At 57.1% G+C, this 22,499-nt stretch carries 19 protein-coding genes; 14 read left to right on the forward strand and 5 right to left on the reverse strand.

All coding sequences use genetic code 11. The features are described 5' to 3' along the window. Nucleotides 1–50 precede the first annotated feature (50 nt). A complete protein-coding gene (locus E5Q11_RS00510) occupies nucleotides 51–2,219 on the reverse strand; it encodes an EAL domain-containing response regulator (RefSeq protein WP_135801458.1) in 2,169 nt (722 codons plus the stop codon). Between the two features lie 24 nt (nucleotides 2,220–2,243). After that, nucleotides 2,244–4,223, reverse strand: a complete 1,980-nt coding sequence (locus E5Q11_RS00515) for an HDOD domain-containing protein (protein ID WP_135801459.1) — start codon at nucleotides 4,221–4,223, stop codon at nucleotides 2,244–2,246. A gap of 313 nt (nucleotides 4,224–4,536) precedes the next feature. On the opposite strand from E5Q11_RS00515, the gene E5Q11_RS00520 reads away from it, so the two are divergent. From E5Q11_RS00520 to E5Q11_RS00535, 4 genes are all read left to right on the forward strand, one after another. Beyond that, nucleotides 4,537–5,916, forward strand: coding sequence for a MinD/ParA family ATP-binding protein (locus tag E5Q11_RS00520; protein ID WP_135801460.1), 1,380 nt, complete (start codon nucleotides 4,537–4,539; stop codon nucleotides 5,914–5,916). Between the two features lie 268 nt (nucleotides 5,917–6,184). After that, entirely contained in the window at nucleotides 6,185–7,723 is a 1,539-nt protein-coding gene (locus E5Q11_RS00525) for a fatty acyl-CoA reductase (RefSeq protein ID WP_135801461.1), read from the forward strand. A gap of 313 nt (nucleotides 7,724–8,036) precedes the next feature. Then, a complete protein-coding gene (acs, locus tag E5Q11_RS00530) occupies nucleotides 8,037–9,983 on the forward strand; it encodes an acetate--CoA ligase (protein WP_135801462.1) in 1,947 nt (648 codons plus the stop codon). Between the two features lie 25 nt (nucleotides 9,984–10,008). Next, complete coding sequence (locus tag E5Q11_RS00535; protein WP_135801463.1) at nucleotides 10,009–10,674, forward strand: response regulator; 666 nt, start codon at nucleotides 10,009–10,011, stop codon at nucleotides 10,672–10,674. Between the two features lie 51 nt (nucleotides 10,675–10,725). Here the strand turns inward: E5Q11_RS00535 and E5Q11_RS00540 are convergent, their stop codons facing one another. Next, entirely contained in the window at nucleotides 10,726–11,703 is a 978-nt protein-coding gene (locus tag E5Q11_RS00540; protein WP_168215583.1) for a D-2-hydroxyacid dehydrogenase, read from the reverse strand. A 245-nt stretch (nucleotides 11,704–11,948) separates the two neighbouring features. Between E5Q11_RS00540 and E5Q11_RS00545 the strand changes: the two genes are divergently transcribed. The 3 genes from E5Q11_RS00545 to E5Q11_RS00555 are packed head-to-tail and all read left to right on the forward strand — an operon-like array spanning nucleotide 11,949 to nucleotide 13,943. After that, nucleotides 11,949–13,175, forward strand: a complete 1,227-nt coding sequence (locus E5Q11_RS00545; RefSeq protein ID WP_135801465.1) for a pyridoxal phosphate-dependent aminotransferase — start codon at nucleotides 11,949–11,951, stop codon at nucleotides 13,173–13,175. Between the two features lie 5 nt (nucleotides 13,176–13,180). After that, the gene (locus E5Q11_RS00550) at nucleotides 13,181–13,372 is read left to right on the forward strand and encodes a CPXCG motif-containing cysteine-rich protein (protein ID WP_135801466.1); all 192 of its coding nucleotides are present in this window, start codon (nucleotides 13,181–13,183) and stop codon (nucleotides 13,370–13,372) included. After that, entirely contained in the window at nucleotides 13,365–13,943 is a 579-nt protein-coding gene (locus tag E5Q11_RS00555; RefSeq protein ID WP_135801467.1) for a DUF1439 domain-containing protein, read from the forward strand. Before E5Q11_RS00550 ends, E5Q11_RS00555 begins: the two co-directional genes overlap by 8 nt. A 3-nt stretch (nucleotides 13,944–13,946) precedes the next feature. Here the strand turns inward: E5Q11_RS00555 and E5Q11_RS00560 are convergent, their stop codons facing one another. Continuing rightward, nucleotides 13,947–15,107 (reverse strand): isocitrate/isopropylmalate dehydrogenase family protein, encoded by a 1,161-nt coding sequence (locus E5Q11_RS00560; protein WP_135801468.1) that lies wholly within the window; start codon nucleotides 15,105–15,107, stop codon nucleotides 13,947–13,949. Between the two features lie 200 nt (nucleotides 15,108–15,307). Between E5Q11_RS00560 and E5Q11_RS00565 the strand changes: the two genes are divergently transcribed. Beyond that, complete coding sequence (locus E5Q11_RS00565; RefSeq protein WP_225314993.1) at nucleotides 15,308–16,087, forward strand: EAL domain-containing protein; 780 nt, start codon at nucleotides 15,308–15,310, stop codon at nucleotides 16,085–16,087. 30 nt (nucleotides 16,088–16,117) lie between these two features. Continuing rightward, on the forward strand, nucleotides 16,118–16,474 hold the full coding sequence (locus E5Q11_RS00570) for a hypothetical protein (RefSeq protein ID WP_135801469.1): 357 nt from the start codon (nucleotides 16,118–16,120) through the stop codon (nucleotides 16,472–16,474). A gap of 10 nt (nucleotides 16,475–16,484) precedes the next feature. Here the strand turns inward: E5Q11_RS00570 and E5Q11_RS00575 are convergent, their stop codons facing one another. Then, nucleotides 16,485–17,378: a LysR family transcriptional regulator gene (locus E5Q11_RS00575; protein ID WP_135801470.1), complete on the reverse strand. Its 894-nt coding sequence runs from the start codon at nucleotides 17,376–17,378 to the stop codon at nucleotides 16,485–16,487. 142 nt (nucleotides 17,379–17,520) lie between these two features. Between E5Q11_RS00575 and E5Q11_RS00580 the strand changes: the two genes are divergently transcribed. The 5 genes from E5Q11_RS00580 to E5Q11_RS00600 all read left to right on the forward strand — a co-directional run bounded on the left by E5Q11_RS00580 (nucleotide 17,521) and on the right by E5Q11_RS00600 (nucleotide 22,488). Then, nucleotides 17,521–18,732 (forward strand): acyl-CoA dehydrogenase family protein, encoded by a 1,212-nt coding sequence (locus tag E5Q11_RS00580; protein WP_135801471.1) that lies wholly within the window; start codon nucleotides 17,521–17,523, stop codon nucleotides 18,730–18,732. Nucleotides 18,733–18,950: 218 nt separating this feature from the next. Continuing rightward, complete coding sequence (locus E5Q11_RS00585) at nucleotides 18,951–19,766, forward strand: SDR family oxidoreductase (RefSeq protein ID WP_135801472.1); 816 nt, start codon at nucleotides 18,951–18,953, stop codon at nucleotides 19,764–19,766. Nucleotides 19,767–19,931: 165 nt separating this feature from the next. After that, nucleotides 19,932–20,996, forward strand: coding sequence for a phosphotransferase family protein (locus E5Q11_RS00590; protein WP_135801473.1), 1,065 nt, complete (start codon nucleotides 19,932–19,934; stop codon nucleotides 20,994–20,996). Then, nucleotides 20,996–21,685, forward strand: coding sequence for a histidine phosphatase family protein (locus tag E5Q11_RS00595; protein WP_135801474.1), 690 nt, complete (start codon nucleotides 20,996–20,998; stop codon nucleotides 21,683–21,685). Before E5Q11_RS00590 ends, E5Q11_RS00595 begins: the two co-directional genes overlap by 1 nt. A 32-nt stretch (nucleotides 21,686–21,717) precedes the next feature. Further along, complete coding sequence (locus E5Q11_RS00600; RefSeq protein WP_135801475.1) at nucleotides 21,718–22,488, forward strand: SDR family oxidoreductase; 771 nt, start codon at nucleotides 21,718–21,720, stop codon at nucleotides 22,486–22,488. Nucleotides 22,489–22,499 lie beyond the last annotated feature (11 nt).

A 22,499-nucleotide genomic window follows, 5' to 3' on the forward strand; every position in this document is an offset into this window, starting at 1 on the left:
ATCAACATTTTAAATCAGACTGTCCGACAATGGATTATCGGTGCGTGGAATCAGAAAGAAGCAGCGCGGGCAGGGATTTGCCCCAGAGACTTTTCGATCATCTCTTTCGGGCGTGCCGGGCCATAATAGAACCCCTGCACCTGATGACAGCCCAGGTTTTTAAGGTAGGCAAGTTGCTCATCGGTTTCCACGCCTTCGGCCACGATTTCCAGCCGCAGACCGTGGGCCATGGCAATAATGGCGTTGACGATGCAGGCTTCGTCCTCTCCACTGCGGATGCCGCGGACGAAAGACTGGTCCACCTTGAGCGTGTGGATAGGCAGGCGGTGGATATAGTTCAGTGACGAATAGCCGGTGCCGAAGTCATCAATGGCAATGCGAACGCCCAGTGCGGCCAGTTCACGGAGCTTCTGGCTGATATGTTCCAGGTCTTTCATGATCACGTTTTCGGTGATTTCGATTTCCAGGTTGCCCGGCGGGAAATTGTGGGCCCTCAACTGGTCCATCAGGGTGCTGACAAACCGCGGGTGCTCAACCTGCAGTGGTGAAAGGTTCACCGCCAGGCGAAGATGTTCGTGGCCATCCCTGATCCAGTCACCAACGTCGCGACAGGCAATGTCCAGAACCCGTTCACTGAGCCGGCTGATAAGTTTGGTTTCTTCTGCCAGCGGCAGAAAATCCCTCGGGTAGAGCAGGCCCTGCTGGGGATGTTCCCAACGCACCAGGGCTTCCAGGCCGACCACGCGGTTGGTGGTGGAACATACCTGAGGCTGATAGAAGACTCGCAGTTCGTCACGGTCCAGGGCCAGGCGCAGATCGCGTTCAAGGTTCAGCCGGTCGGCGGTGTCCACAGACATGGTTTCGGAGAAGAAACGGTAACCATCCTTGCCCCGGGCTTTGACGTGGTACATGGCGATGTCGGCATTCTGGATCAGCTGATCCATGGAATCGCCGGCCTCAGGGTAAGTGGCGATGCCAATGCTGACGCCAACGAAGACTTCGTGACTGCCAAGCTGGAATGGCTCGCGTAAGGCCTTGATCAGCTTTTTCGAAATCTGGCGGGCGTCTTCGTGGCTGTTGATGGAGGGCAGTAACAGGGTGAATTCATCGCCGCCAAACCTGGACAGGGTATCGCCCTTACGCAGACACTGTTCCAGGCGATGGGTAACGGCCTGAAGCAGGCGGTCGCCCATGGCGTGGCCCAGGGTGTCGTTAATGACCTTGAACCGGTCCAGGTCAAGGAACATGACTGCCAGTTTCTGCTTGCTTCGGCGGGCATGGGTAATGGCGAGGTCCAGCCGGTCCTTGAACAGGGCCCTGTTTGGCAGCCGCGTTAGCAGGTCATGGTAGGCCTGGAAGTTGATAAAGGCCTCGGCCTCTTTGCGCTCGGTCACATCCCTGGCTGTGCCGTAGTATCGCGCTGCACTGCGATGGCTTATATCGCCATTGTCGTGGGGCCAGGTTTCCGCATCGATGGGAAAAGCGGTGATTTCAAAATGCCGGGTGGCCTTGCGGCTGCCACGGGTCTTTAGCCTGACCTCCAGAGTCCGGGGATTATGGGCAGAGATGTTCGGGCCGGTGAGGGCATAGGTGCCGCGGGCAAGATCCCGGTTATCAAGAATGTGGCGGAAGTGTCGGCCAATCAGTTCAGCTTGCTGATAACCCAGCAGGCTTTCGACCTTGCTGTTCACGAAACAGAAGCGGCCCTGTCGATCCAGCATGAACACGATGTCTGGCGAGCTGTTGACGATGTAGCGATGCAGTTCTTCGGATTTCTCCAACCGCATGCTGACGTGCTCATGGGCGCGGATGAGAGAGCGTTTGGTGAGCACGCTGTTAACAATGGCCAGCAGCTCTTCAGGATCAAAGGGCTTGCGGATGTAGTCCAGGGCGCCGCGGCGCAATGCCCGGCTGACGGCGGCAAACGAGCTTTCGCCGCTGACCACGATGGCACCGCAGTCCGGTTGAACCTTTGCCAGCTTTTCCATCAGGTCAAAGCCGTCAACGTCCGGCATCCGAAGATCGAGCATGGCCAGATCAAAGGGGTGATCATCAATGGCCCTGAGGGCTGCCTTTCCACCTTCAGCTTCGACAACATCATGGCCTTGCTGCTCCAGCAGCGACGAAAGGCTGGCCAGCAGCCTGGGATCGTCATCAACCACCAGAATCCTTGCAGCCTGCTGTTCGCCAGGCGTCTTCTCGATGCTCGCAGGTGTCATGTTGTTTCGCTCGTTGTTACCGCGTCAGTCGTTCGCTTTTTCGTGGTTGTCTGCCATCGGGAACAGCACTCTGAATGCAGTTCCTGCACTTCCCGTGCGGCAGTTAACGATGCCCTCCATGTCATCTACGAGTTGTTTTACAACGCTCAGCCCAAGCCCACCATGGCTTCGGCCCTTGGTGCTTTTAACAGGGGAAAACAGGTGCGTCTGTACGTCTTCGGGAAGCCCGCCACCTGTATCGGAGACTTCCAGTTCCACCCATTTTCGTCCGCTCTGCCATATCGGCGCGGCACTGCGAATGGTGACTTCACCGCCATCGGTAAGGCATTCAGACGCGTTGCGCACCAGGTTGATCACAATCTGGCGAATGATCGCTGCCGGGGCAGCAATAGCTGTTGAAGTTTCGCACAGTTGTACGCTCAAAGTCTTGCCTTCGTCGCCAAACAGTCCGTCTTCCAGCAGGTCTCTGAGCGCTTTAAGTTCTTCATTGAGGCTGCAGGTCTCGGCAAGTTCGTTGCTCATTCCCTGCCAGCTCTTGCCAATCTGTAGCAGCAAATCCCCTGCGCGGTCCAGTTCTTCCCGGATAACGTCCAGCTGCTGGTGCATGTCAGTGTCGTCGAGCCGGTTCCGTAACTGATAGATATACTGGCGGATGATGGTCAGCGGATTGCTGACCTCGTGCACCTGCCGACGGATAGCCTGCTGTGCCAGCTCATCGGCCATGGCATCCGATCTGTTGGTAGTGCCATTTTCTATATCGACCAGGGCGCGGGACAACTCGGCGCAGAACAGGCTGCCAATTTCTTCAGCCTGTGCGGCACCCTCGGCGTCCGTGCCTACCACGAAGACGCCGGCACATCCGGACTGTCCGCTGACCGGCAGCGCCACCAATGAAGGCGCCTGCAGCAGATTCATCAGCTGGCGGTCAAGCACGCTGGGCTTGCGATCCTCAAGGCACAGTGTTCGGGCGTTTGTGTAAGCCTCTGTCAGCAGGCTTTCGGCAGGGCTTGCGGTCACGCTAAGGTCGGCTGGTTCGCCGTTGCTGGCAGAGTACAGGGTCAGTTCTTTTTCATAGCCCCCGAAGTAAAGCGAGGGCAGCCCGGTAATCAGCGTGAGACTGGTTACGGTCGCGGCCAGGCATTTCTGGGTACTGTCGTGCAGTGGCGCGAGATCCATTGCCTGAGCGGCCATTGCCTGGCGCAGAACCGTCTGCTTCAGTTTCTCATGGGATTTGCCAGCGTCATAATCCGAACTCAGGGGGATGCCAAGAGATTTCGCAACGCCTTCGACTTCGTGATCAATACGCCGGTTTATCTCCCGCGTCAGCTCTTCGTTGAGGCCGAAAATCGTGCCCGCCGCCGCAATCCCCGCGGTATCCGCCTGAGCCAGGCGAGTGGCCAGGCTGATCAGTTTTACCAGATGCCCGGCGTCGCGAATGTCCGCCGGCAGTGACTGCTGGTAAAGCATGGCGTCTGCGGCCATCGGCCCAAGCCCCCAGTCGCTGACCAGTTTTGCGGCAATTTCCGCCTGGTGGTCGAGATAATACTGTTGAGTCTCGCCGGCCGGTGTTTTCAGAGCGATCAATTCACCGACGTTGTGCAACATGCCCAGCATAAAGGCCTGGTCTGGCTCCGGGTAGCGGGTCAGTGTTGCCAGCGCCTTGGCGGTCATGGCGGTGGTCAGGGAGTGGCGCCAGAAATCTCTTAGCTGCTGCCATTGGTCAGCTCCGAGCTCAAACAGGATCTGGCGCAGGGCAGCCGTCAGTACCAGGGTGTGGAAGCGGTGGGTGCCCAGGCGTAGCAGCGCCTGATCAATTGAACGAATCCGGGTGGCTGCGCCGTAAATCGAAGAGTTGGCAAGCCCGAGAATGCGCGATACCAGAGCGGTGTCTGCGGACACTATCTCGCTGATGGTTCGATAGCTTTCCTCCTGATGACAGGCTTCCAGAGCGCGGAGTGTTACCTCCGGCAGGCTGGGTAGCTGGATGTCAGGAGCAATTTCCATAAATTGTTCTGCCCTGGGACCTGGCCGTGAGGCCGGGTCTGAACTGTTTATATATTCGCCAACGTTGGTGTTTAGCTTAGTCAAAAAAACCAGTTATTAAAGAGTTAGCGGTGGTTTTTTAAGCAAAGTATTCACCAGCATATTCCGTATGTAAACTTTTTACACGTATTTTTCTTATGCGTTTCATTCTATCGCACCCATCATGAGGCCAGTTTGGCTACAGTCTTGCTGTCGTTGCAGGTACACTGAATCCATTATTCCGGGTTGGTCACACACTCACGCTATGGATTCGATCGCTGATCAAAAGGGACTCATGACGGACACGACCTCAGCCCAGCAGGCTCGCAGGCAGCCCCGGACGCTGGCCATCACAGGTGGCAAGGGTGGGGTAGGCAAAACGTCTGTAGCGCTTAACCTTGCGCTGACGTTGGCCAGGGATGGATCCCGTGTGCTGTTGATGGATGGCGACACCGATCTTGCCAACGTCAGCATCATGCTGGGGCGCTATCCGCAGCGCACCCTGGCGGACGTGCTGGCCGGCACCAGTTCCCTTGCCGACACCATAATGACCGTCGACTATGGACTCGACATCCTGCCGGGTGCGTCGGGCGTGGATCAGTGCATCGATATGGAGGCTGGGGCCAGCCTGAAGGTTCTGAAAGCCCTGTCCCAGCTTGAAAAGCACTACGATTTTGTGATCACGGATACGGCATCCGGGCTACAGCCAACGGGCATGCACATGATTGCGGCGGCGGAGCTCGCCTGTGTGGTGGTCACGCCGGACCCCGCGTCGCTGACGGATGCTTTCTCACTCATCAAACTGCTGGTGCGCCGGGGCTATCGCCGGACCCCCAGCATTCTGGTGAACATGGCCCAGGGTGCGAGTCAGGCCCGGACGGTGTTTCAGCGGCTTGAAGGTGCGGCCCAGCGCCACCTTGGTATTTCCCTGCATTATCTCGGTGGCATCTGGCGAGATGAAACTCTGCGTCAGTCGGTTCTGAATCAGAGGCCCGTTGCCCTGCTGCCAGAATCTGATCCGTCTTGCCGCCAGTTTCGCAGCCTGTCGGATATGCTGAATGTGCGATTCCGGCAGATTTCTCCGAAGAAGGCGGGTGTCGCCGCATACTGGTATCGCGTATCGGGCAAGCGCCAGGACCACCTGCCCAGGGCGAGTGAGCCTGAGATTGCGCCCCAAACGGATGCCCAGTTGTGCCAGAAACTGGTGGGTGAAATCAGCCAACTGATTGCCGGCAGCAGTGACGCTTCGCTGCTGCGTTATGAAGCGTTTAATGAGTTCTTTGCACTGTTGGGGCGCACCATGGATGACGACGCCGTGGAGATTCTGCAAACCGGTCTTGCTTCGCTGCCCTGGGAGAATCTGGGTGACCAGCAACGCCGTCAGTTTGCCACTCACCTTCGGCATCTGGCTTCTGAGGTTGAGCCGGGGTCAGCAGAAGAGTCAATAGCAAGCACCCTGCCGGCAAGCCCCTCATCACCTGTAGGACGACAGTCGCCTGAAGGTGAAAGTCGTCAGGAGTCTCGCTCTGATGATTCGCCCCCGGAGCCGTTCTATGATCGCGTCAGTTTTGGCGAACAGAGGCGGTTGATTCAGGCGCTGAAGGAGCAGCCCTCAGACGTGGCTTTGGATCAACTGCTGCGTACCCTTGCCAGATCAGGCCCGGACCGGCGCTGATCGCTGGCGGCGTTCTGCCTCGCCGCGTCTGTATACCGGTATAAAAACGTCATTTTATTCGCGATTTTTGTAGCGTAATTTTGCTGCGTGTCACCGCATCGTCACGATGGCTGTGTGACAATCTGGCGCAATAAACGTCTATGGGCGTCCGACGAAAGCAGGGATCCGACGAAAGTGGCCCGCAAAATGCAGCTCAGGGAAGGAAAGGGCATGCGCCTTATTCTGCAGTGATGGGCAAAACACATATCGATGAGAAGGAGTTCTTAAAATGGCGAATACACAGACAACCTCCGGAGAGTCTACTTCGAGCGTTCTGGAACAGTTAAGCGGCAAGAATGTGCTTATCACCGGAACGTCCGGATTTCTCGGCAAGGTGGTGCTGGAAAAACTGATCCGGGCGGTTCCGGATATCGGCGGCATTTATCTACTGATCCGTGGCAACAAGAGCCATAGAGATGCCCGCAGCCGGTTTCTCAATGAAATTGCCAGTTCGTCGGTATTTGATCGTCTGCGCCATGATGATAACGAAGCTTTTGAGCATTTTCTGGATACCCGTATCCATTGCATTACCGGTGAGGTTACCGAGCCACGCTTTGGCCTTGAGGCCTCCGACTTCCGGAATCTGGCGGGAAAGATTGACGCCTTTATCAACTCGGCAGCCAGCGTGAACTTCCGCGAGGAGCTGGACAAGGCTCTGCAGATCAACACCCTGTGCCTGCGTAATATCGCCGCGCTGGCCGGGTTTAACCGTCACATGGCGGTTATTCAGGTATCCACATGTTATGTGAACGGAAAGAATTCCGGGCAGGTAACCGAGTCGGTGATCAAGCCGGCCGGTGAAGCCATCCCCCGCAGTAATGATGGCTACTACGAAATCGAGGAGCTCATTCACCTGCTGGAAGACAAGGTTGCCGATGTGCGCACCCGATATTCCGGCAAGACGCTGGAAAAGAAGCTGGTCGACCTGGGGATTCAGGAAGCCAATCACTATGGCTGGAGTGACACCTACACCTTTACCAAGTGGCTGGGTGAGCAACTGCTGATGAAGGCGTTGTCCGGTCGCTCGCTGACAATATTACGGCCGTCGATCATTGAAAGCGCACTGGAAGAACCGGCGCCGGGCTGGATTGAGGGAGTGAAAGTGGCTGATGCCATCATCCTGGCCTATGCCCGTGAAAAAGTATCCCTGTTCCCGGGTAAGCGCAGTGGCATTATTGATGTGATTCCGGTGGACCTGGTGGCCAATGGCATCGTTCTGTCCGTGGCAGAAGCACTGGCAGTGCCAGGTAAGCGCCGCATTTACCAGTGCTGTAGCGGCAGCTCCAACCCCCTGTCTCTGGGTGAGTTCATTGACCACGTTATGGCGGAGGCCAGGAACCACTATGCGGACTACAAGCAGCTTTTCTATCGTCAGCCCACGAAACCGTTTCTGGCTGTCAATCGCCGGCTGTTTGATTTTGTCGTCGGCGGGCTTCGGGTGCCATTGTCCCTGGCGGACCGGGCAATGCGCCTGACCGGCCAGAACCGAGAATTGAAAGCCCTGAAAAATCTGGATACCGGCCGGTCACTGGCGACCATTTTCGGTTTCTACACCGCACCTGATTACATCTTCAGGAACGACGCTCTGCTGGCGCTCGCCTCGCGCATGGGCGATGTTGACCGGGTGCTGTTCCCGGTAGACGCCCGTCAGATCGACTGGTCACTGTATCTGCGAAAAATTCACATGAGCGGGCTCAACCGCTATGCGCTTAAAGAGCGCAAGGTCTACAGCCTGAGGTCGACCCGGGCCCGCCAGAAAGCGGCCTGATCTGTCTGGCAATGAGTCTCTGGAAACCGGGCCCGTGCCCGGTTTTTTGCTTGTTGTTTTCCCTTCCCCGTCTATCCTTAACTCAGGTTGCCCTGGTGTGAAAACGCCATGGATTGTGCTTTGGTTTCTGGCTAAAACTGTCGGCGCATTAGTACGTTAGTCTAATTCATTGTTCACTGGTGCGCGTGTTGAACTAGGGATATCTATCTTCAGGGCACCCTCGCCCGCACGCCCAGATAATAAAATAATCAACAGTGACGACAGGCTCAGGGGTTGCTTGCCAGCCCGAGCCTGAAATTAAAAGGGGAGCGCTATGACTGCTAAACAGCTGTATCCGGTAAGCCCGGAGGTTGCTAAACGGGCTTTGGTTAATAAGGAACAGTACGAAAACATGTACCGCCAGTCGGTAGACGACCCGGAGGCCTTCTGGGGGGAACACGGTAAGCGCATCGACTGGATCAAGCCCTATACCAAGGTGAAAAACAGCACCTACGATTACGACAAGCTCTCCATCAAATGGTTTGAAGATGGCCAGTTGAATGCATCCGCAAACTGTCTGGATCGTCACCTGGAAAGCCGTGGTGACAAGACCGCCATCATTTTCGAGGGCGATGACCCTGCGGATTCACGGCACGTTACCTATCGCGAGCTTTACGAGGAAACCTGCAAATTTGCCAACGTTCTGAAAAGCCAGGGCGTGAAGAAAGGCGACGTGGTCACCATCTACATGCCGATGGTTGTGGAAACCGGCGTAGCCATGCTGGCCTGCGCGCGCATCGGTGCCATTCACTCGGTGGTATTCGGTGGTTTCTCGCCGGAAGCGCTGGGCGCACGGATTGCAAACGGCAAGTCCCGTTTCGTGATTACCGCGGACGAGGGCGTTCGTGGCGGGCGCAAGATTCCTCTGAAAAAGAACGTGGATGCCGCGTTGACCAAAGAAGATGCCGCGAAGGTAGACAAAGTGATTGTGGTCAAACGCACCGGTGCCGACGTGCCCTGGAAAGATGGCCGGGATGAGTATTACGAAAACCTGATGGAGTCGGCTTCCACGGATTGCCCGGCCGAGCCGATGAACGCTGAAGACCCGCTGTTCATGCTGTATACGTCCGGCTCTACCGGCGCGCCCAAAGGCGTGCTACATACGACCGGTGGGTATATGGTGTACACATCCATGACCCACGAGTATGTCTTCGACTATCACGAGGACGACGTTTACTGGTGTACCGCTGACTTCGGTTGGGTTACCGGCCACAGCTACATTCTGTATGGTCCGCTGGCGAATGGTGCGGTCACGGTTCTGTTTGAGGGCGTGCCCAACTATCCGGATTCCTCGCGGATGGGCCAGATTGTGGACAAGCACAAGGTAAATATCCTCTATACTGCGCCCACCGCGATCCGCGCGCTGATGGCTGAGGGTGAGTCCTGCATGAACGGTACCACCCGCGACAGCCTGCGGCTGATGGGTTCGGTGGGTGAACCGATCAACCCCGAAGCCTGGGAGTGGTACCATCGGGTTATTGGCAACGGTAAGTGCCCGATTGTGGATACCTGGTGGCAGACCGAAACCGGTGGCATTCTGATTTCGCCCCTGCCCGGTGCGATTGATCTGAAGCCCGGCTCCGCGACCAAGCCTTTCTTTGGTGTAAAACCCGCGCTGGTGGATAACGACGGCAAGATTCTGGAAGGCAAGGCCGAGGGCAATCTGGTGATCCTGGACAGCTGGCCAGGCCAGATGCGCACTATCTTTGGTGATCATGAGCGCTTCAAACAGACCTATTTCAGCACCTATCCGGGCAGATATTTCACCGGTGACGGCGCCCGCCGTGATGAGGACGGCTATTACTGGATTACCGGCCGCGTGGACGATGTTCTGAACGTCTCAGGCCACCGGCTCGGCACCGCAGAAGTGGAAAGCGCGCTGGTGGCTCACAGCAAGGTCGCCGAAGCGGCCGTTGTTGGCTATCCTCATGACATTAAAGGCCAGGGCATCTACGTTTATGTCACTCTGGTGCATGGTGAAGAGCCGTCCGAGGAGCTTCGCAAGGAGCTGGTTCAGTGGGTGCGGCAGGAAATTGGTCCGATTGCATCGCCGGATGTGATTCAATGGGCGCCCGGCCTGCCGAAAACCCGGTCTGGTAAAATTATGCGTCGCATTCTGCGTAAGATTGCGTCGAACGAACACGATCAACTGGGAGATACTTCCACACTGGCTGACCCTGGCGTGGTAGATGATCTGATCAGTGGTCGTGAAAATTCTTAAGGGAATGCTGAAAAGGGAACGCTGAATGTCACAATCCATAATCGTCGCTGATGATCACCCTCTGTTTCGGGCAGCGCTGAAACAGGCGGTTAATCAGGCGGTACCTGATGCGGAAACGGTAGAAGTGGACAGCATCAAGGCCCTGCAGGCGGCGGTTGAGTCGCACCCGGACGCGGATCTGGTTCTTCTGGATCTGAACATGCCGGGTGCCCATGGCTTCTCCGGGCTTGTCTTCATGCGGGGGCAATACCCGGGTTTGCCGGTGGTTGTGGTTTCAGGCTCAGAGGAAATGCAGGTGATGCGGCGGTCGATAGATTACGGGGCGTCTGGTTTCATCCCGAAATCCGCGCCGCTGCCCACCATCACCGAAGCCATTCAGGCGGTTCTTGAAGGAGATGTCTGGCTACCGGAAGGCGTGGCAGACAAGCTGGAGCGGATGCAGTCGGATACCACCGACTTTTCCGAGAAGCTTGCCTCATTGACCCCCCAGCAGTTCCGGGTGCTCGGCATGCTGGCGGAAGGCCTGCTTAACAAGCAGATTGCCTATGATCTGGATGTGTCAGAAGCCACCATCAAGGCGCACATCACTGCGGTGTTCCGCAAACTGGGTGTACGTAATCGTACCCAGGCGGTGATTGCCATTCAGCAGATGGAGATTGATCCTTCGGATACGTCCCTGTCCGGAAGCTGAGATAACCCTGTTGTGTCGGATTACGCCTTCGGCGAATCCGACCCTTTCCTGTCACTTACTGGCATACCCCAGCTTCTTGTCCACCAGATTAAATCGCTCCTGACCTTTCTGCCACCGATCCAGGTTATCCAGGAACTGATCCGTCAGCGCGCGTTTCCAGCCGATGAAGTCGCCGGACATGTGGGCGGTCATAATCACGTTTTCCATGTCCCACAGCGGATGGTCCGCGGGTAGGGGTTCTTCCTCGAATACATCCAGCGCTGCGCCAGCGATTTCGCCGCTTTTCAGCGCATCGATCAGGTCATCGGTTTTTACCACCGGGCCGCGGCCGATGTTAATCAGGCGGGCGCTGTTACGCATGGATTTGAACGCTTTGGCATTGAACAGGCCTTCGGTCTGCGGCGTCAGCGGTGCGGCAATGACCACGTAATCGGCCAGGCCCAGCTGTTCGGTCAAATCGTCATTGCCGTGAACGGCAACAAAATCGTCATCCTGGCGGGGCTTGCGTGCGATACCGTGGGGTTTCAGGCCAACCGCCTTGCACAACCGGGCAATCTGGCCACCGATGGAGCCGGCGCCGACAATCAGCACCTGCTGGCCTTCCGCGCGCTCGGTATCCCGGTGCTTCCATTCATGCCGGGCCTGAAGCCTCATGGACCCCGGGAAGTCCTTGGCGAACATCAGGATCGTGCACAGCACGTATTCGGCGATGGTGCGGTCAAAAATGCCCCGGGCGTTGGTGACGGTGACATCGCCGTCGATCAGCGCCGGAAACATCAGCGCATCAACCCCGGCGCTGGTGGCGTGAATCCATTCCAGTCTGTCGGCGGAGGGCCAGGCGGCAGCCAGTGCTTCGGTGCGGAAGTCGGTCACCATCATCACATTGGTGCCGGGCAGGGTGTTGTTCAGGGTGGCTTCGTCCCAGGCAAAGCGGACTTCGGCCCGTGCCCGCAGCGCGTCCATTCCGGGAGGCTCCTGCTCCCCGGGTGCTGTCAGAACGGTTACAACCGGCTTGGTGTTTTGATTCATCTGTCCTCCGCTGTGAATGCCATGCGCATCAAGCTTACAGTCTGGTATGTCCCCCTGCGGCGGTCAACCGCAAGGCTGCATACGGGCCAAGTCTTAGCCCAATGTCTTAGGGCGGGATGGGCGCTTGTCAGCGGGCTATAATCGTTCACCACCATGTTTCGGTTTTTATCTCTTGTGTGGCCTGAATTTACTGGCTAACCTGCCAGTTGATTCATTATTTTACTCCCTGCCCAAGAGGTGTGTTTATGGCCGGAGCCGTCAATAAAGAAACCGATCAGGCGAAGCCTCGGAAGGTCAAGTATCGCAAGTCCAAGGCAAGCTGGAACCCGGCCATGCAGGCGGTTCCCGTGCCCGGTATTCGCCGGATGGTGAACATGGCGGCCACCATGAAGGATGTGATTCATCTTTCCATTGGCCAGCCCGACCTGCCAACACCGCCCCACGTCATCGAAGCCTACATCGATGCGCTGAACGCCGGGCAGACCGGTTACACCATGGACGCAGGACTGCCGGAACTGCTTGTGGCACTTCGGGACTATTACGGCAAGCGCTACAACCGCAAGCTGACCCGCGACAACATCCTGGTCACAAGCGGTGCCACCGAGGCCATGTACCTGGCGATTTCCGCCACGTCTGCGCCGGGCCGCCAGTTCATTGTCACCGACCCGTCCTTCCTGCTTTATGCGCCGCTGATTCGCATGAACGGGGGCGAGGTGAAGTTTGTGCCGACGCGCGCCGAGAATAACCACCAGCTGGACCCGGACGAAGTGATCAAGGCAATGGGTTCGCGAACCTTCGCATTGATTCTGAATAACCCGAACAACCCCACTGGCGCGGTCTACCCTCGCAGCACGGTCGAAACCATCCTGGAAGAGTGTGCCTACCGCGGCATTCAGGTCTACGCCGACGAAGTCTACGATCACCTGACCTTCGACGACGATGACTTCGCCAGCGTGCTGAGCTGTTCCATGGACCTGGACAACGTCATGTGCATGAGCAGCTTCTCCAAGACCTACAGCATGGCCGGCCTGCGGGTAGGCTGGGTGATTTCCAGCCAGGCGGCGATCAAGTCCCTGCGGCGGTTCCACATGTTCACCACGTCTGTGGCCAACACGCCTTCCCAGTTCGCCGGTGTTGCCGCGCTGACCGGTGACCAGCAGTGCGTGCGCGATATGGTGAATATCTACCGTGAGCGCCGTGACAAGACCGTTGAGCTGATCGAACAGACGCCCTACATGACCGGTTACAAGCCAGGAGGCGCCTTCTTCGCCTTCCCGGACCTGCCGCCGCACGTTGATGGCTCTGACGTCTGCCTGCGCATGCTGAAGGAAACCGGTGTCTGCATGGTGCCCGGGGATGCCTTTGGTGAGCACTGCACCAATGCCGTCCGGATCAGCTTCTCTACCACCTGCGAGAAGCTTGAAGAAGCGTTCGACCGCGTCATCCCCTGGATGGCGAAGCAGCAGTTCTGACGATCATGTCAGCGCTGGATTCGGTGGAAGTTCAATGTCCTTACTGCTGGGAGGTGCTGGATATCAGCATCGACCCTTCAGTGCCGGATCAGGAATACGTCGAAGATTGCCAGGTCTGTTGCCAGCCCATCGTGGTTCATGTTGTGCTGGACGAGGATCTGGTTCCTACCGTTAATGTCTGGGCCGAAAATGACTGATCGACTGAATGCGTCCAAGCGCGCTTTGTTTCTGGTACTCATTGCCTGCGTGTCGCTCCTGGGCGGTTGCGCGAGTTTTTCACCCTATTCTGTATCTGAGGGCACCATCGAAGGTTATCTTCAGGATGCCGTGGCAGATTTTGACCGGCAGCAGCTGCAGAGCGGCTCGCCGCTGGGATTGTCCCTGAGCAACGCAGATATCACCCTGGGACCGGATGGGCGTGATGTTGCGGTCATCGATCTGGCAGGGCAGGTGTCTCTGAATGCCATGATGATGAAGCTGCCAGTGGATATCGTATTGAAGGTAGAAGGTGCGCCGGTTTACGACAGCCAGGAAAAGGCCATTTACCTGCGTCGGCTGCAGTTACTGGACAGTCGGATTGAATCCTCGTTCTTCAAGGGTGACCTCAAACCGGTGACAGACGGTGTTATGCGAGGGGTCGCCCAGATGCTGGAAACCATGCCGGTTTACCGGCTGGACGAAACCAATGCGACCCAGCGCATGTTTGGCATGGTGCCACTGGATATCCGGGTGGCACCAGGCCGCATTGAGTTCGTGATGGCCGAGTAGGCCTTACCCTGCTTTTTCCAGCCGAGCACAGATGGCATCGCCGATCTCACGGGTTCCACGCCTGCTGCCGGAGTTCTCGGCCAGGTCCGCCGCGACGGCATCGAACAGCGCCTTTCCGGCGGCGTTCACCTCATCATTCTGCCGGCCAAACCATTCCAGCATACGTGCGGTGGTGAACAGCATTGCGGTAGGGTCTGCCAGACCTTCGCCGGCGATATCCGGGGCACTGCCGTGGGTCGGCTCGAACATAGACGGCATGTCCGGGTCATCCGGGTTCAGGTTGCAGGATGGCGCAACCCCCATTCCGCCGGAAAGAACCGCGGCCAGGTCCGTCAGAATGTCACCCTGAAGGTTGCTGGCCACCACCACGTCAAAGGCCCAGGGTGCCTGAACAAATTTCATGCAGGCGGCGTCCACCAGTTCATGATGGGTGGCTACATCCGGGTAGTCCTTAGCCATCTCTTCAAACGCTTCGCTGTACATGTCCCCCCAGTAACGCAGGGCATTGCGCTTGGTGATCACGCAGACCTGACTCTCACAGGTTCGGCCGTCCAGGGTTTTGAACTGGCGCGAGGTGCCGGCTTCGGCCCGCTCGCTGGCGCGTTTTCTGGCCTGCTCGAAGCCGTAACGAATGATGCGATCGGTGGCCCGACGGGTGAAGACTTCCATCTGGGTGGCCACCTCATCTGGCCGCCCTTTGCGTAACCGGCCGCCCTGGCCGACGTATTCGCCTTCGCTGTTTTCGCGGATGACCAGCATGTCGATGTCTTTGGCGCGCTCGTCCGCCAGATACTGTCTGGCGCCGGGTAGCAGCCGCGCGGGACGTTCGCACACCCACTGGTCAAAGCCTTTGCGCATATCCAGCAGCGGTGCCAGCGAGATGCTGTCCGGTAGCAGGTAGCGATTGGGGTCAGACACCGGGCCCGGGTCGCCCAGCGCTCCCAGCAGAATGGCATCGTAGGCCTTAAGTTGCTCCAGCGCATCGGCGGGCATGGATTCGCCATGCTGCTCATGCCAGGCGTGAGACGGCCAGGGCAGGTTGGTCCACTCAAGTGGCAGGTTGTGTTTTGTTTTCAGCAGTTCCAGGCAGCGCACCGCCTCGGCAACCACTTCAGGGCCGATCCCGTCTCCGGGTGTGACGGCAATGCGGAAACTCTTTGCCATAGAGGCTACTCCTTATAGTCAATTCTGCCGTATCAAATTTAGTGTGCCCCAGTGTAGTCCGGTGGTGCAGTCCCGTGAAATCGGGTTTCCACATAATTTAACGGTTTCTACATTTATCGATTTGAATTTACTGTCTATAGTTGCATTCTAAAGGCCTTATTTTTAATTCGCCAAAGATGTAACAGATGTTCGGAGCTCAAGTGCAAAAAACGGATTCGGTGTTTCCTGGAAAACTCTTCGACGAATCAAATTGTGAAGAATGCGCCTGCGGTAGAGGCCTGGATTTTTCATTTACCTTCGCGTTTCAGCCGATCGTCGATGCCGATAACAAGTCGGTCTATGCCTACGAGGCGTTGGTAAGAGGGCTGAATGGTGAGGGCGCTTACAGCGTGCTCTCAAACGTCAACGAAACCAACCGTTATTCCTTCGATCAGATCTGTCGGGTGAAAGCAGTCAAGCTTGCCGCGCGGCTGAGCATGGAGGCCATGCTGAGCATTAACTTTATGCCCAATGCGGTCTACAACCCGGAATACTGCATTCGCACAACCCTGGCGGCCGCGCAGGCCAGCAAGTTTGATACCCGTAAAATCATCTTTGAGCTGCTGGAGTCGGATGACTTTGACTCACTGGATCACCTGGTGAATATCATAAAGTCTTATCAGCAGATGGGTTTCAAGACGGCGCTGGATGATTTCGGTAGCGGTTATTCGCGGTACAACATCCTGATTGCCAGCCCGCCAGACATCCTCAAGCTGGATATGGATGTGGTCAGGGATATTCACCGAACGCCCAATAAGCAGGCGGTGGTTGCCGGAATCATGACCATGATGGCCCAGTTGGGTGGTAAGGTACTGGCCGAGGGCGTTGAGACCGAAGAAGAGTACTTCTGGCTGCGTTCCCAGGGAATTTCGTTGTTCCAGGGGTATCTGTTTGCCAAACCCGGCTTCGAATCGCTCCCTGAGCCGTATTTTCCAGCCTGAGTCTGGTATTTCTGATCTGAGGAAGATGGTTTGCTTTATCGCCTGATTACCGTCATTGGTGGCCTAGTATTCGTAGTTGCGTTATACGGCCTGGTTTGGTTCTTCTGCAAACAGTTTCTGCGGCGCCACGGCGTGATTGAACAGCTGACGGACCGTTCGACGGTGCTGGCAACCTGGACGTTTGCGGGTATCAGTCTGGGGTTGGTGTTAGTGGTGGCCGGTGCTTTTGTGCTTGGCCCCTGGGCTTTTTACCGCACTCTGCGGGGGCATGATGTGCCAATCTCCGATGCCGCGGCCATCTGGTGGGGCTTCGGGATAGTCAGTGCATCATTGCTGATCACCGCCGCTGGTTTTATGGGTTTCCTTAAACTGGTTGGCGCCTACTGAGCCTCTGGCTTCATCCGATATGGCGCAGCTGCTCACGAAACCAGATCAGCGCCGGCTCCCTTTCATAGGCTTTATGCCAGTAAAGATGAACATCAATATCCGGTAGGTCGGCGGGCGGTGTGAGTATCTGGATATCCGACCGTTCCACAATAATCCGGGCGTAGGTTTCCGGCATCGTCAGCAATAGATCCGAATTTTCCACTACCCGACAGGCAGCGTAGTAGTGTTGGCACCGAAGCCTGATCTGTCTCTGTACTCCGAATCGCGATAGTTCGAAATCCTCGATGCCCGGCCCTTCCGTGCGGGAAGACACCAGAACGTGTTTTGCCTCCAGATACCGGTCCATGGACAGGGGCCCGTCCGTAAGCGGGTGGTGGGCTCTGGCAAGAACTACAAGCCGGTCCCGCCGGAGCCTTTCATGGGCAGTCTGTTTGCTCACCGGTAGCAGTACATCCACCGCAAAATCCAGCTTTCCAGCGGCCAGAAGGGTTTCCATATCCCGCCGGGGGATCCTTTGGCTGCTGATCTCCAGCTCCGGATAGTCCTCCAGCCGCTTCATCAGTTGCGGCAGAAACGTCGATTCCAGAATGTCCCGCAAAGCCAGGGAATAGGTCTTGCGCTGGCTGGCTGGGTCGAAGGCATGGAACTGGTTTACCGCGCTCTGAATCTGGGTCAGCCCCGGGCGCATGGACTCCAGGAAACGCCGCGCCAACGGTGTCGGAACCATCTGATTGCCCTGACGGCTGAACAGCGGGTCGTCAAAATGCTCCCGTAGCCGCGACAGGGAATGGCTGACCGCAGGCTGGGTCAGGTGCAGGGCTTTTGCGGCGCGGGTCAGGCTGCCTTCCCGGTAGATAGTGTCGAAAACATGCAACAGGTTCAGATCCAGCCGATTCAGGGCCATTCCGCGCGCTCCTTTGAATAAGCCTTGCTTATGTGGAAGGATAAGAAAAATTCAGTCGCGTAATAGTATAGGGGAATCTAGACTGATTCCAACTCGATCAAACTATCGAATCCCCTATTGATCAAAGCCTGAGGATACAGCGATGGACTTTACAATTTCGGACAAAGGCCAGGATTACCTGAAGCGCGTGAAAGCCTTTATGGAGAAGGAAATTTTTCCCATCGAGGAAGAGTACCACCGCGAACTGATGGCCCAGGAAAATCGCTGGGTGGTGCTGCCCATCATCAAGGAACTGAAAGCCAAGGCGAAAGCTGAAGGCCTGTGGAACATGTTCTTCCCGGATGAAAAAAACGGCTGCGGATTGCTGAACTCCGACTACGCCCTGATTGCGGAAGAAACCGGCCGCAGCTTCATCGCCCCGGAGATCTTCAACTGCAACGCGCCGGACACCGGCAACATGGAAGTACTGATCCATTATGGCTCGGAAGAACAGAAAGCCGAGTGGCTGCCAAAACTGCAAAGCGGCGAAGTGCGCTCCGCCTTCTGCATGACCGAACCTGCGGTAGCTTCTTCTGACGCCACCAACATGGAAGCGACGGCAGTGGTCGACGGAGACGAAGTCGTCCTTAACGGCCGCAAATGGTGGAGTACTGGCGTTGGTCACCCCGACTGCAAGGTCGCTATTTTTATGGGCCTGACCGACCCTGACGCCCACAAACATCGCCGCCACTCCATGGTACTGGTCCCCCTGGACAGCCCGGGCGTCACCGTTGAACGCATGCTGCCGGTATTCGGCGCCTACGACGAGCCCTATGGCCACGGCGTGGTGCGCTTCGACAACGTCCGTCTGCCGAAAAGCGCGTTTATTGCAGGCCCGGGCCGCGGCTTCGAAATCGCCCAGGGCCGCCTTGGCCCGGGCCGGGTGCATCATTGTATGCGTGCCATCGGTGCAGCAGAGCGCACGCTTGAATTGCTGATCAAACGCGCCAACAGCCGCGAGGCCTTTGGCCGGCCAATTGCCAAGCTGGGCGGCAACGTGGACATCATTGCCAATGCCCGTATGAACATTGAACAGGCGCGTCTGCTGACGTTGAAATGCGCCTGGGCGCTGGACACCAAGGGTATCTCCGGAGCCCTGCAGGAAGTGTCGATGATCAAGGCGGTGATTCCGAAGATGCTTCAGCAGATTGTGGATGATGCGATTCAGATTCACGGTGGTGCTGGTGTCAGCGATGAGGATTTCCCGCTGACGCAGCTGTTTGCCTATGCGCGGGTTCTGCGGTTGGCTGATGGCCCGGATGAGGTTCATCGGGCTATGGTGACTCGCCTGGAGCTGGCCAAGTATCGGGCCTGATATTTGGGTGCCCGGGATCACCTCGGCCCGCTAACTATGGGGAGTGGAGCAGGTGGGATGGGGTGTCTGAAACACGCTCCTTGCGGCACATCCATGTGACGCTTGGGCTCCGCCATCCATGGCTCCGCACAGTTTCGGAAAGACTTACCCGGCAGCGGCTCGCGCACCCAGGTTAAAAGAACGCGAACTCTAAAGTTACGAACGAGGAAAGAACCAAAATGACACAGCGAGTATTTATAACCGGTGGGGCCAGTGGCTTGGGCCGGGCGATAGCATTGCGGTATGCGAAAGAAGGCGCGAAGGTCTGTATCGGGGATATTAACCCGGAGCAGGGCGCATTGGTTGAGCAGGAGCTTAACAGGGCAGGTGGTGAAGGCTACTACGTTGATTGCGATGTGCGCCGCCTGACTGACCTGGAAAAGATCTGTGAAGACCTGACCAACAAATGGGGCGGCATCGACATCGTCGTCAACAACGCGGGGGTTGCCTCTGCCGGGTCCATTGAAGACACCACCATGGCAGACTGGGAATGGATCCTTGATATCAACGTGCTGGGCGTGGTGCGCGGTTGCAAAGCCTTTACGCCACAGTTCAAAAAGCAGGGCACCGGTGCCTTCGTTAACGTTGCGTCCATGGCAGGGCTGATGCTTGCGCCGCTGATGGACAGCTACAATGTGTCCAAAGCTGGTGTTATCGCACTGTCTGAAACTCTCAGCCAGGAATTGCGGGATTCAGGAATTCACGTGGCCTGCGTGTGCCCGGCGTTTTTCCAGACTAACCTGACCAGCAGCATGCGGTCGGATATCCCCGGCATCCAGCAGAACGTGAACAAGCTGATGAAGAGGTCGACCATTACCGCCGAAGACGTTGCCGATGACGTTTACCAGGCCGTTGAAAAAGGCGACTTCTGGGTACTGCCCCACGCCAAGGAACGCCGCATGTGGATGCTCAAACGCCACGCCCCCAAGGCCTTCGATTTCCTGATGCACATGGAAATGAAGCGCTGGATGAAAAAGATGGGCGGCACCGCCTGAGGGCGTTGCGATCACCAAATCAGGAAGTGAGGGGGCAGGGATTTCCAGAACCGTGCGGAGCCATGGATGGCGGAGCCCGAGCGTACACGGACGTATTAACAGCGTGTTCTGGAAATCTCTGCCCCCTCGCTGACGTCTCAGAGTCACAAGTCAGAGGAGAGCCGAATGACCCAGATTGACCAGGCCGTAGATATCCGCGAAGGCGAAGAGCTGGATGTCGCAGCCGTCGACCGCTTCATGAAACAGGCCATTCCGGATCTGGAAGGCAGCCCCAAGATCAAACAGTATCCGGGCGGCGCCTCGAACCTGACCTATCAGGTGGACTACGGCGAACGCTCCTATGTATTGCGCCGCCCACCCTTCGGCCACATCGCCAAATCCGCCCACGACATGCTGCGCGAAGCCAAAGTCATGCGGGCGCTGAAGCCGGTCTATCCTTACGTGCCCAACATTATTGCCATCTGCGACGATCACGACGTTCTGGGCTGCGATTTTTACGTGATGGAGCGCTTAAAAGGCATCATCCTGCGCCAGGATTTTCCCAAGGACCTGGAGTTGAGCGAAGCCGACACCCGCAAGCTTTGCCTGAACGTTATCGACAAACTGGTAGACCTGCACCAGGTAGATGCCAAAGGTGCCGGGCTGGATCAGTTGGGCAAAGGTGTTGGCTACGTCGAGCGCCAGATTCGCGGCTGGAGTGACCGCTTCCGCAAGGCGAAAACCGATGACGTGGGTGATTTCGAAAAGGTAATGACCTGGCTCAACGACAAAATGCCCGACGACATTGCCCAGGTAGTCATCCACAACGATTTCCGTTTCGACAACGTGGTACTGAATTCCGATAACCCGTTTGAAGTGGTAGGAGTACTGGATTGGGAAATGGCCACCATCGGCGACCCGCTGATGGACCTGGGTAACAGCCTTGCCTACTGGATCCAGGCCGACGATGAAGGTCCCTTCCAGATGTTGCGTCGCCAACCCACCCACCAGCCAGGCATGCTGACCCGCAAGGAAGTGGTCGCTTACTACGCGGAGAAATCCGGCTTGAAAATCGACAACTTTGATTTCTATGAAATTTATGGACTGTTCCGCCTGGCGGTTATTGTTCAGCAGATCTACTTCCGCTTCTACAACGGCCAGACCAAAGACAAGCGTTTCGCCGCCTTCGGCCATGCCGCCAATTATCTGGAGAAGCGCTGCCAGCGCTTGATAGAAGCGAGCAATCTGTAATGGCAACGATTTATCTGATCCGCCACGGTCAGGCCAGCTTCGGCCAGGAGAATTACGACCAGCTTTCCACCAAAGGCTGGGAGCAGGGCCGGGCGCTGGGCCGATGGCTCAAAGGCAAGGTCACCCCGAATGCGGTGTTCGGCGGCAATATGGAGCGTCACCGGGAAACGGTGGAGGCCATCACTGGCGGCTACGGCGATGAACTGCCAGACATGCAGGCGGTAGAAGGCTTCAACGAATTTGACCACACCCAGGTGGTCGAACGCTTCCGGCCCGAATGGGCAGACCGCGCAATCATGGCGCGTGACCTGGCGGCGTTTCCGAAACCGGCCAGCGCCTTCCAGCAGATCTTCGAGCAGGCCATGGGCCGCTGGGTTGGGGGCGAGCATGACGATGAATATGCCGAGACCTGGCCAGCGTTTCGCGCCCGGGTTATCACTGCCCTGGACGAATTGATCGAGTACGCGGACGGCGGCGATGTTCTGGTTTCGACCTCTGGCGGGCCGATCGCCGTTATTGCACAGCATCTGCTGCAGTTGAGCGACCGCAAGACCCTGGATATGAACAGCGTGATTGCCAACTCCAGCGTATCCCGCGTTCTGTATTCCGGCTCGCGCCGGTCGCTGGCGGTGTTCAACAATTATAGCCACCTGGAGGCGGAGGATCCGTCTCTGGTGACCTTTCGATAATGAACGGAATTCTTCAAATATTGAGGTAAAACATGAGCAAACCAGATCTGTTTGATATGACCGGTAAAGTCGCACTGATTACCGGCGCCAGCCGGGGCATTGGCGAAAGCATTGCCCGCACACTGGCGGCCTACGGTGCCCATGTGATCGTCAGCAGCCGCAAGATTGACGGCTGCGAAGCCGTGGCCGGTAGTATCCGTGACGACGGCGGCAGTGCTGAAGCCTACGCCTGCCACATCGGCGAAATGGATCAGATCGAGGACATCTGGAAGCACATTGAAACCACTCACGGCAAACTGGACGTGCTGGTCAATAACGCCGCTGCCAACCCCTATTTCGGCCCCATTGAAGACACCGATCTGGGCGCTTACCACAAGACCGTGGACGTGAATATTCGCGGTTACTTCTTCATGTGTGCCCGAGGTGCACAGCTGATGAAGAGGCAGGGCGGTGGTTCAATAATCAACGTGGCCTCCGTAAACGGCGTTAACCCCGGCCATTACCAGGGCATCTATTCTGTCACCAAGGCGGCGGTGATCTCCATGACCCGTTCTTTCGCCATGGAACTGGGCCAGCAGAAGGTGAGGGTGAATGCGCTCTTGCCCGGCCTGACCGACACCAAATTCGCCAGTGCACTGACCAGCAACGAAGCCATCAAGAAGCAGGCCATGGCCCATATCCCGATGAAGCGTGTGGCTGACCCGGATGAAATGGCCGGTACCGTGCTGTATCTGGCCTCAGGTGCTTCAAGTTATACCACCGGTACCTGCATCAATGTGGACGGCGGCTATCTGACTATCTAGATCACAGTTTC

It is taken from the genome of Marinobacter confluentis (genome assembly GCF_004785685.1).
In the GTDB taxonomy this organism is placed as follows: domain Bacteria; phylum Pseudomonadota; class Gammaproteobacteria; order Pseudomonadales; family Oleiphilaceae; genus Marinobacter; species Marinobacter confluentis.

Coding starts and splice junctions, on each gene's coding strand:
- E5Q11_RS00580 (WP_135801471.1), top strand. CDS start 17,521: ATGGACTTTACAATTTCGGACAAAGGCCAGGATTACCTGAAGCGCGTG.
- E5Q11_RS00540 (WP_168215583.1), bottom strand. CDS start 11,703: ATGAATCAAAACACCAAGCCGGTTGTAACCGTTCTGACAGCACCCGGG.
- E5Q11_RS00525 (WP_135801461.1), top strand. CDS start 6,185: ATGGCGAATACACAGACAACCTCCGGAGAGTCTACTTCGAGCGTTCTG.
- E5Q11_RS00600 (WP_135801475.1), top strand. CDS start 21,718: ATGAGCAAACCAGATCTGTTTGATATGACCGGTAAAGTCGCACTGATT.
- E5Q11_RS00545 (WP_135801465.1), top strand. CDS start 11,949: ATGGCCGGAGCCGTCAATAAAGAAACCGATCAGGCGAAGCCTCGGAAG.
- E5Q11_RS00550 (WP_135801466.1), top strand. CDS start 13,181: ATGTCAGCGCTGGATTCGGTGGAAGTTCAATGTCCTTACTGCTGGGAG.
- acs (WP_135801462.1), top strand. CDS start 8,037: ATGACTGCTAAACAGCTGTATCCGGTAAGCCCGGAGGTTGCTAAACGG.
- E5Q11_RS00560 (WP_135801468.1), bottom strand. CDS start 15,107: ATGGCAAAGAGTTTCCGCATTGCCGTCACACCCGGAGACGGGATCGGC.
- E5Q11_RS00555 (WP_135801467.1), top strand. CDS start 13,365: ATGACTGATCGACTGAATGCGTCCAAGCGCGCTTTGTTTCTGGTACTC.
- E5Q11_RS00510 (WP_135801458.1), bottom strand. CDS start 2,219: ATGACACCTGCGAGCATCGAGAAGACGCCTGGCGAACAGCAGGCTGCA.
- E5Q11_RS00535 (WP_135801463.1), top strand. CDS start 10,009: ATGTCACAATCCATAATCGTCGCTGATGATCACCCTCTGTTTCGGGCA.
- E5Q11_RS00520 (WP_135801460.1), top strand. CDS start 4,537: ATGACGGACACGACCTCAGCCCAGCAGGCTCGCAGGCAGCCCCGGACG.
- E5Q11_RS00595 (WP_135801474.1), top strand. CDS start 20,996: ATGGCAACGATTTATCTGATCCGCCACGGTCAGGCCAGCTTCGGCCAG.
- E5Q11_RS00515 (WP_135801459.1), bottom strand. CDS start 4,223: ATGGAAATTGCTCCTGACATCCAGCTACCCAGCCTGCCGGAGGTAACA.
- E5Q11_RS00575 (WP_135801470.1), bottom strand. CDS start 17,378: ATGGCCCTGAATCGGCTGGATCTGAACCTGTTGCATGTTTTCGACACT.
- E5Q11_RS00585 (WP_135801472.1), top strand. CDS start 18,951: ATGACACAGCGAGTATTTATAACCGGTGGGGCCAGTGGCTTGGGCCGG.
- E5Q11_RS00590 (WP_135801473.1), top strand. CDS start 19,932: ATGACCCAGATTGACCAGGCCGTAGATATCCGCGAAGGCGAAGAGCTG.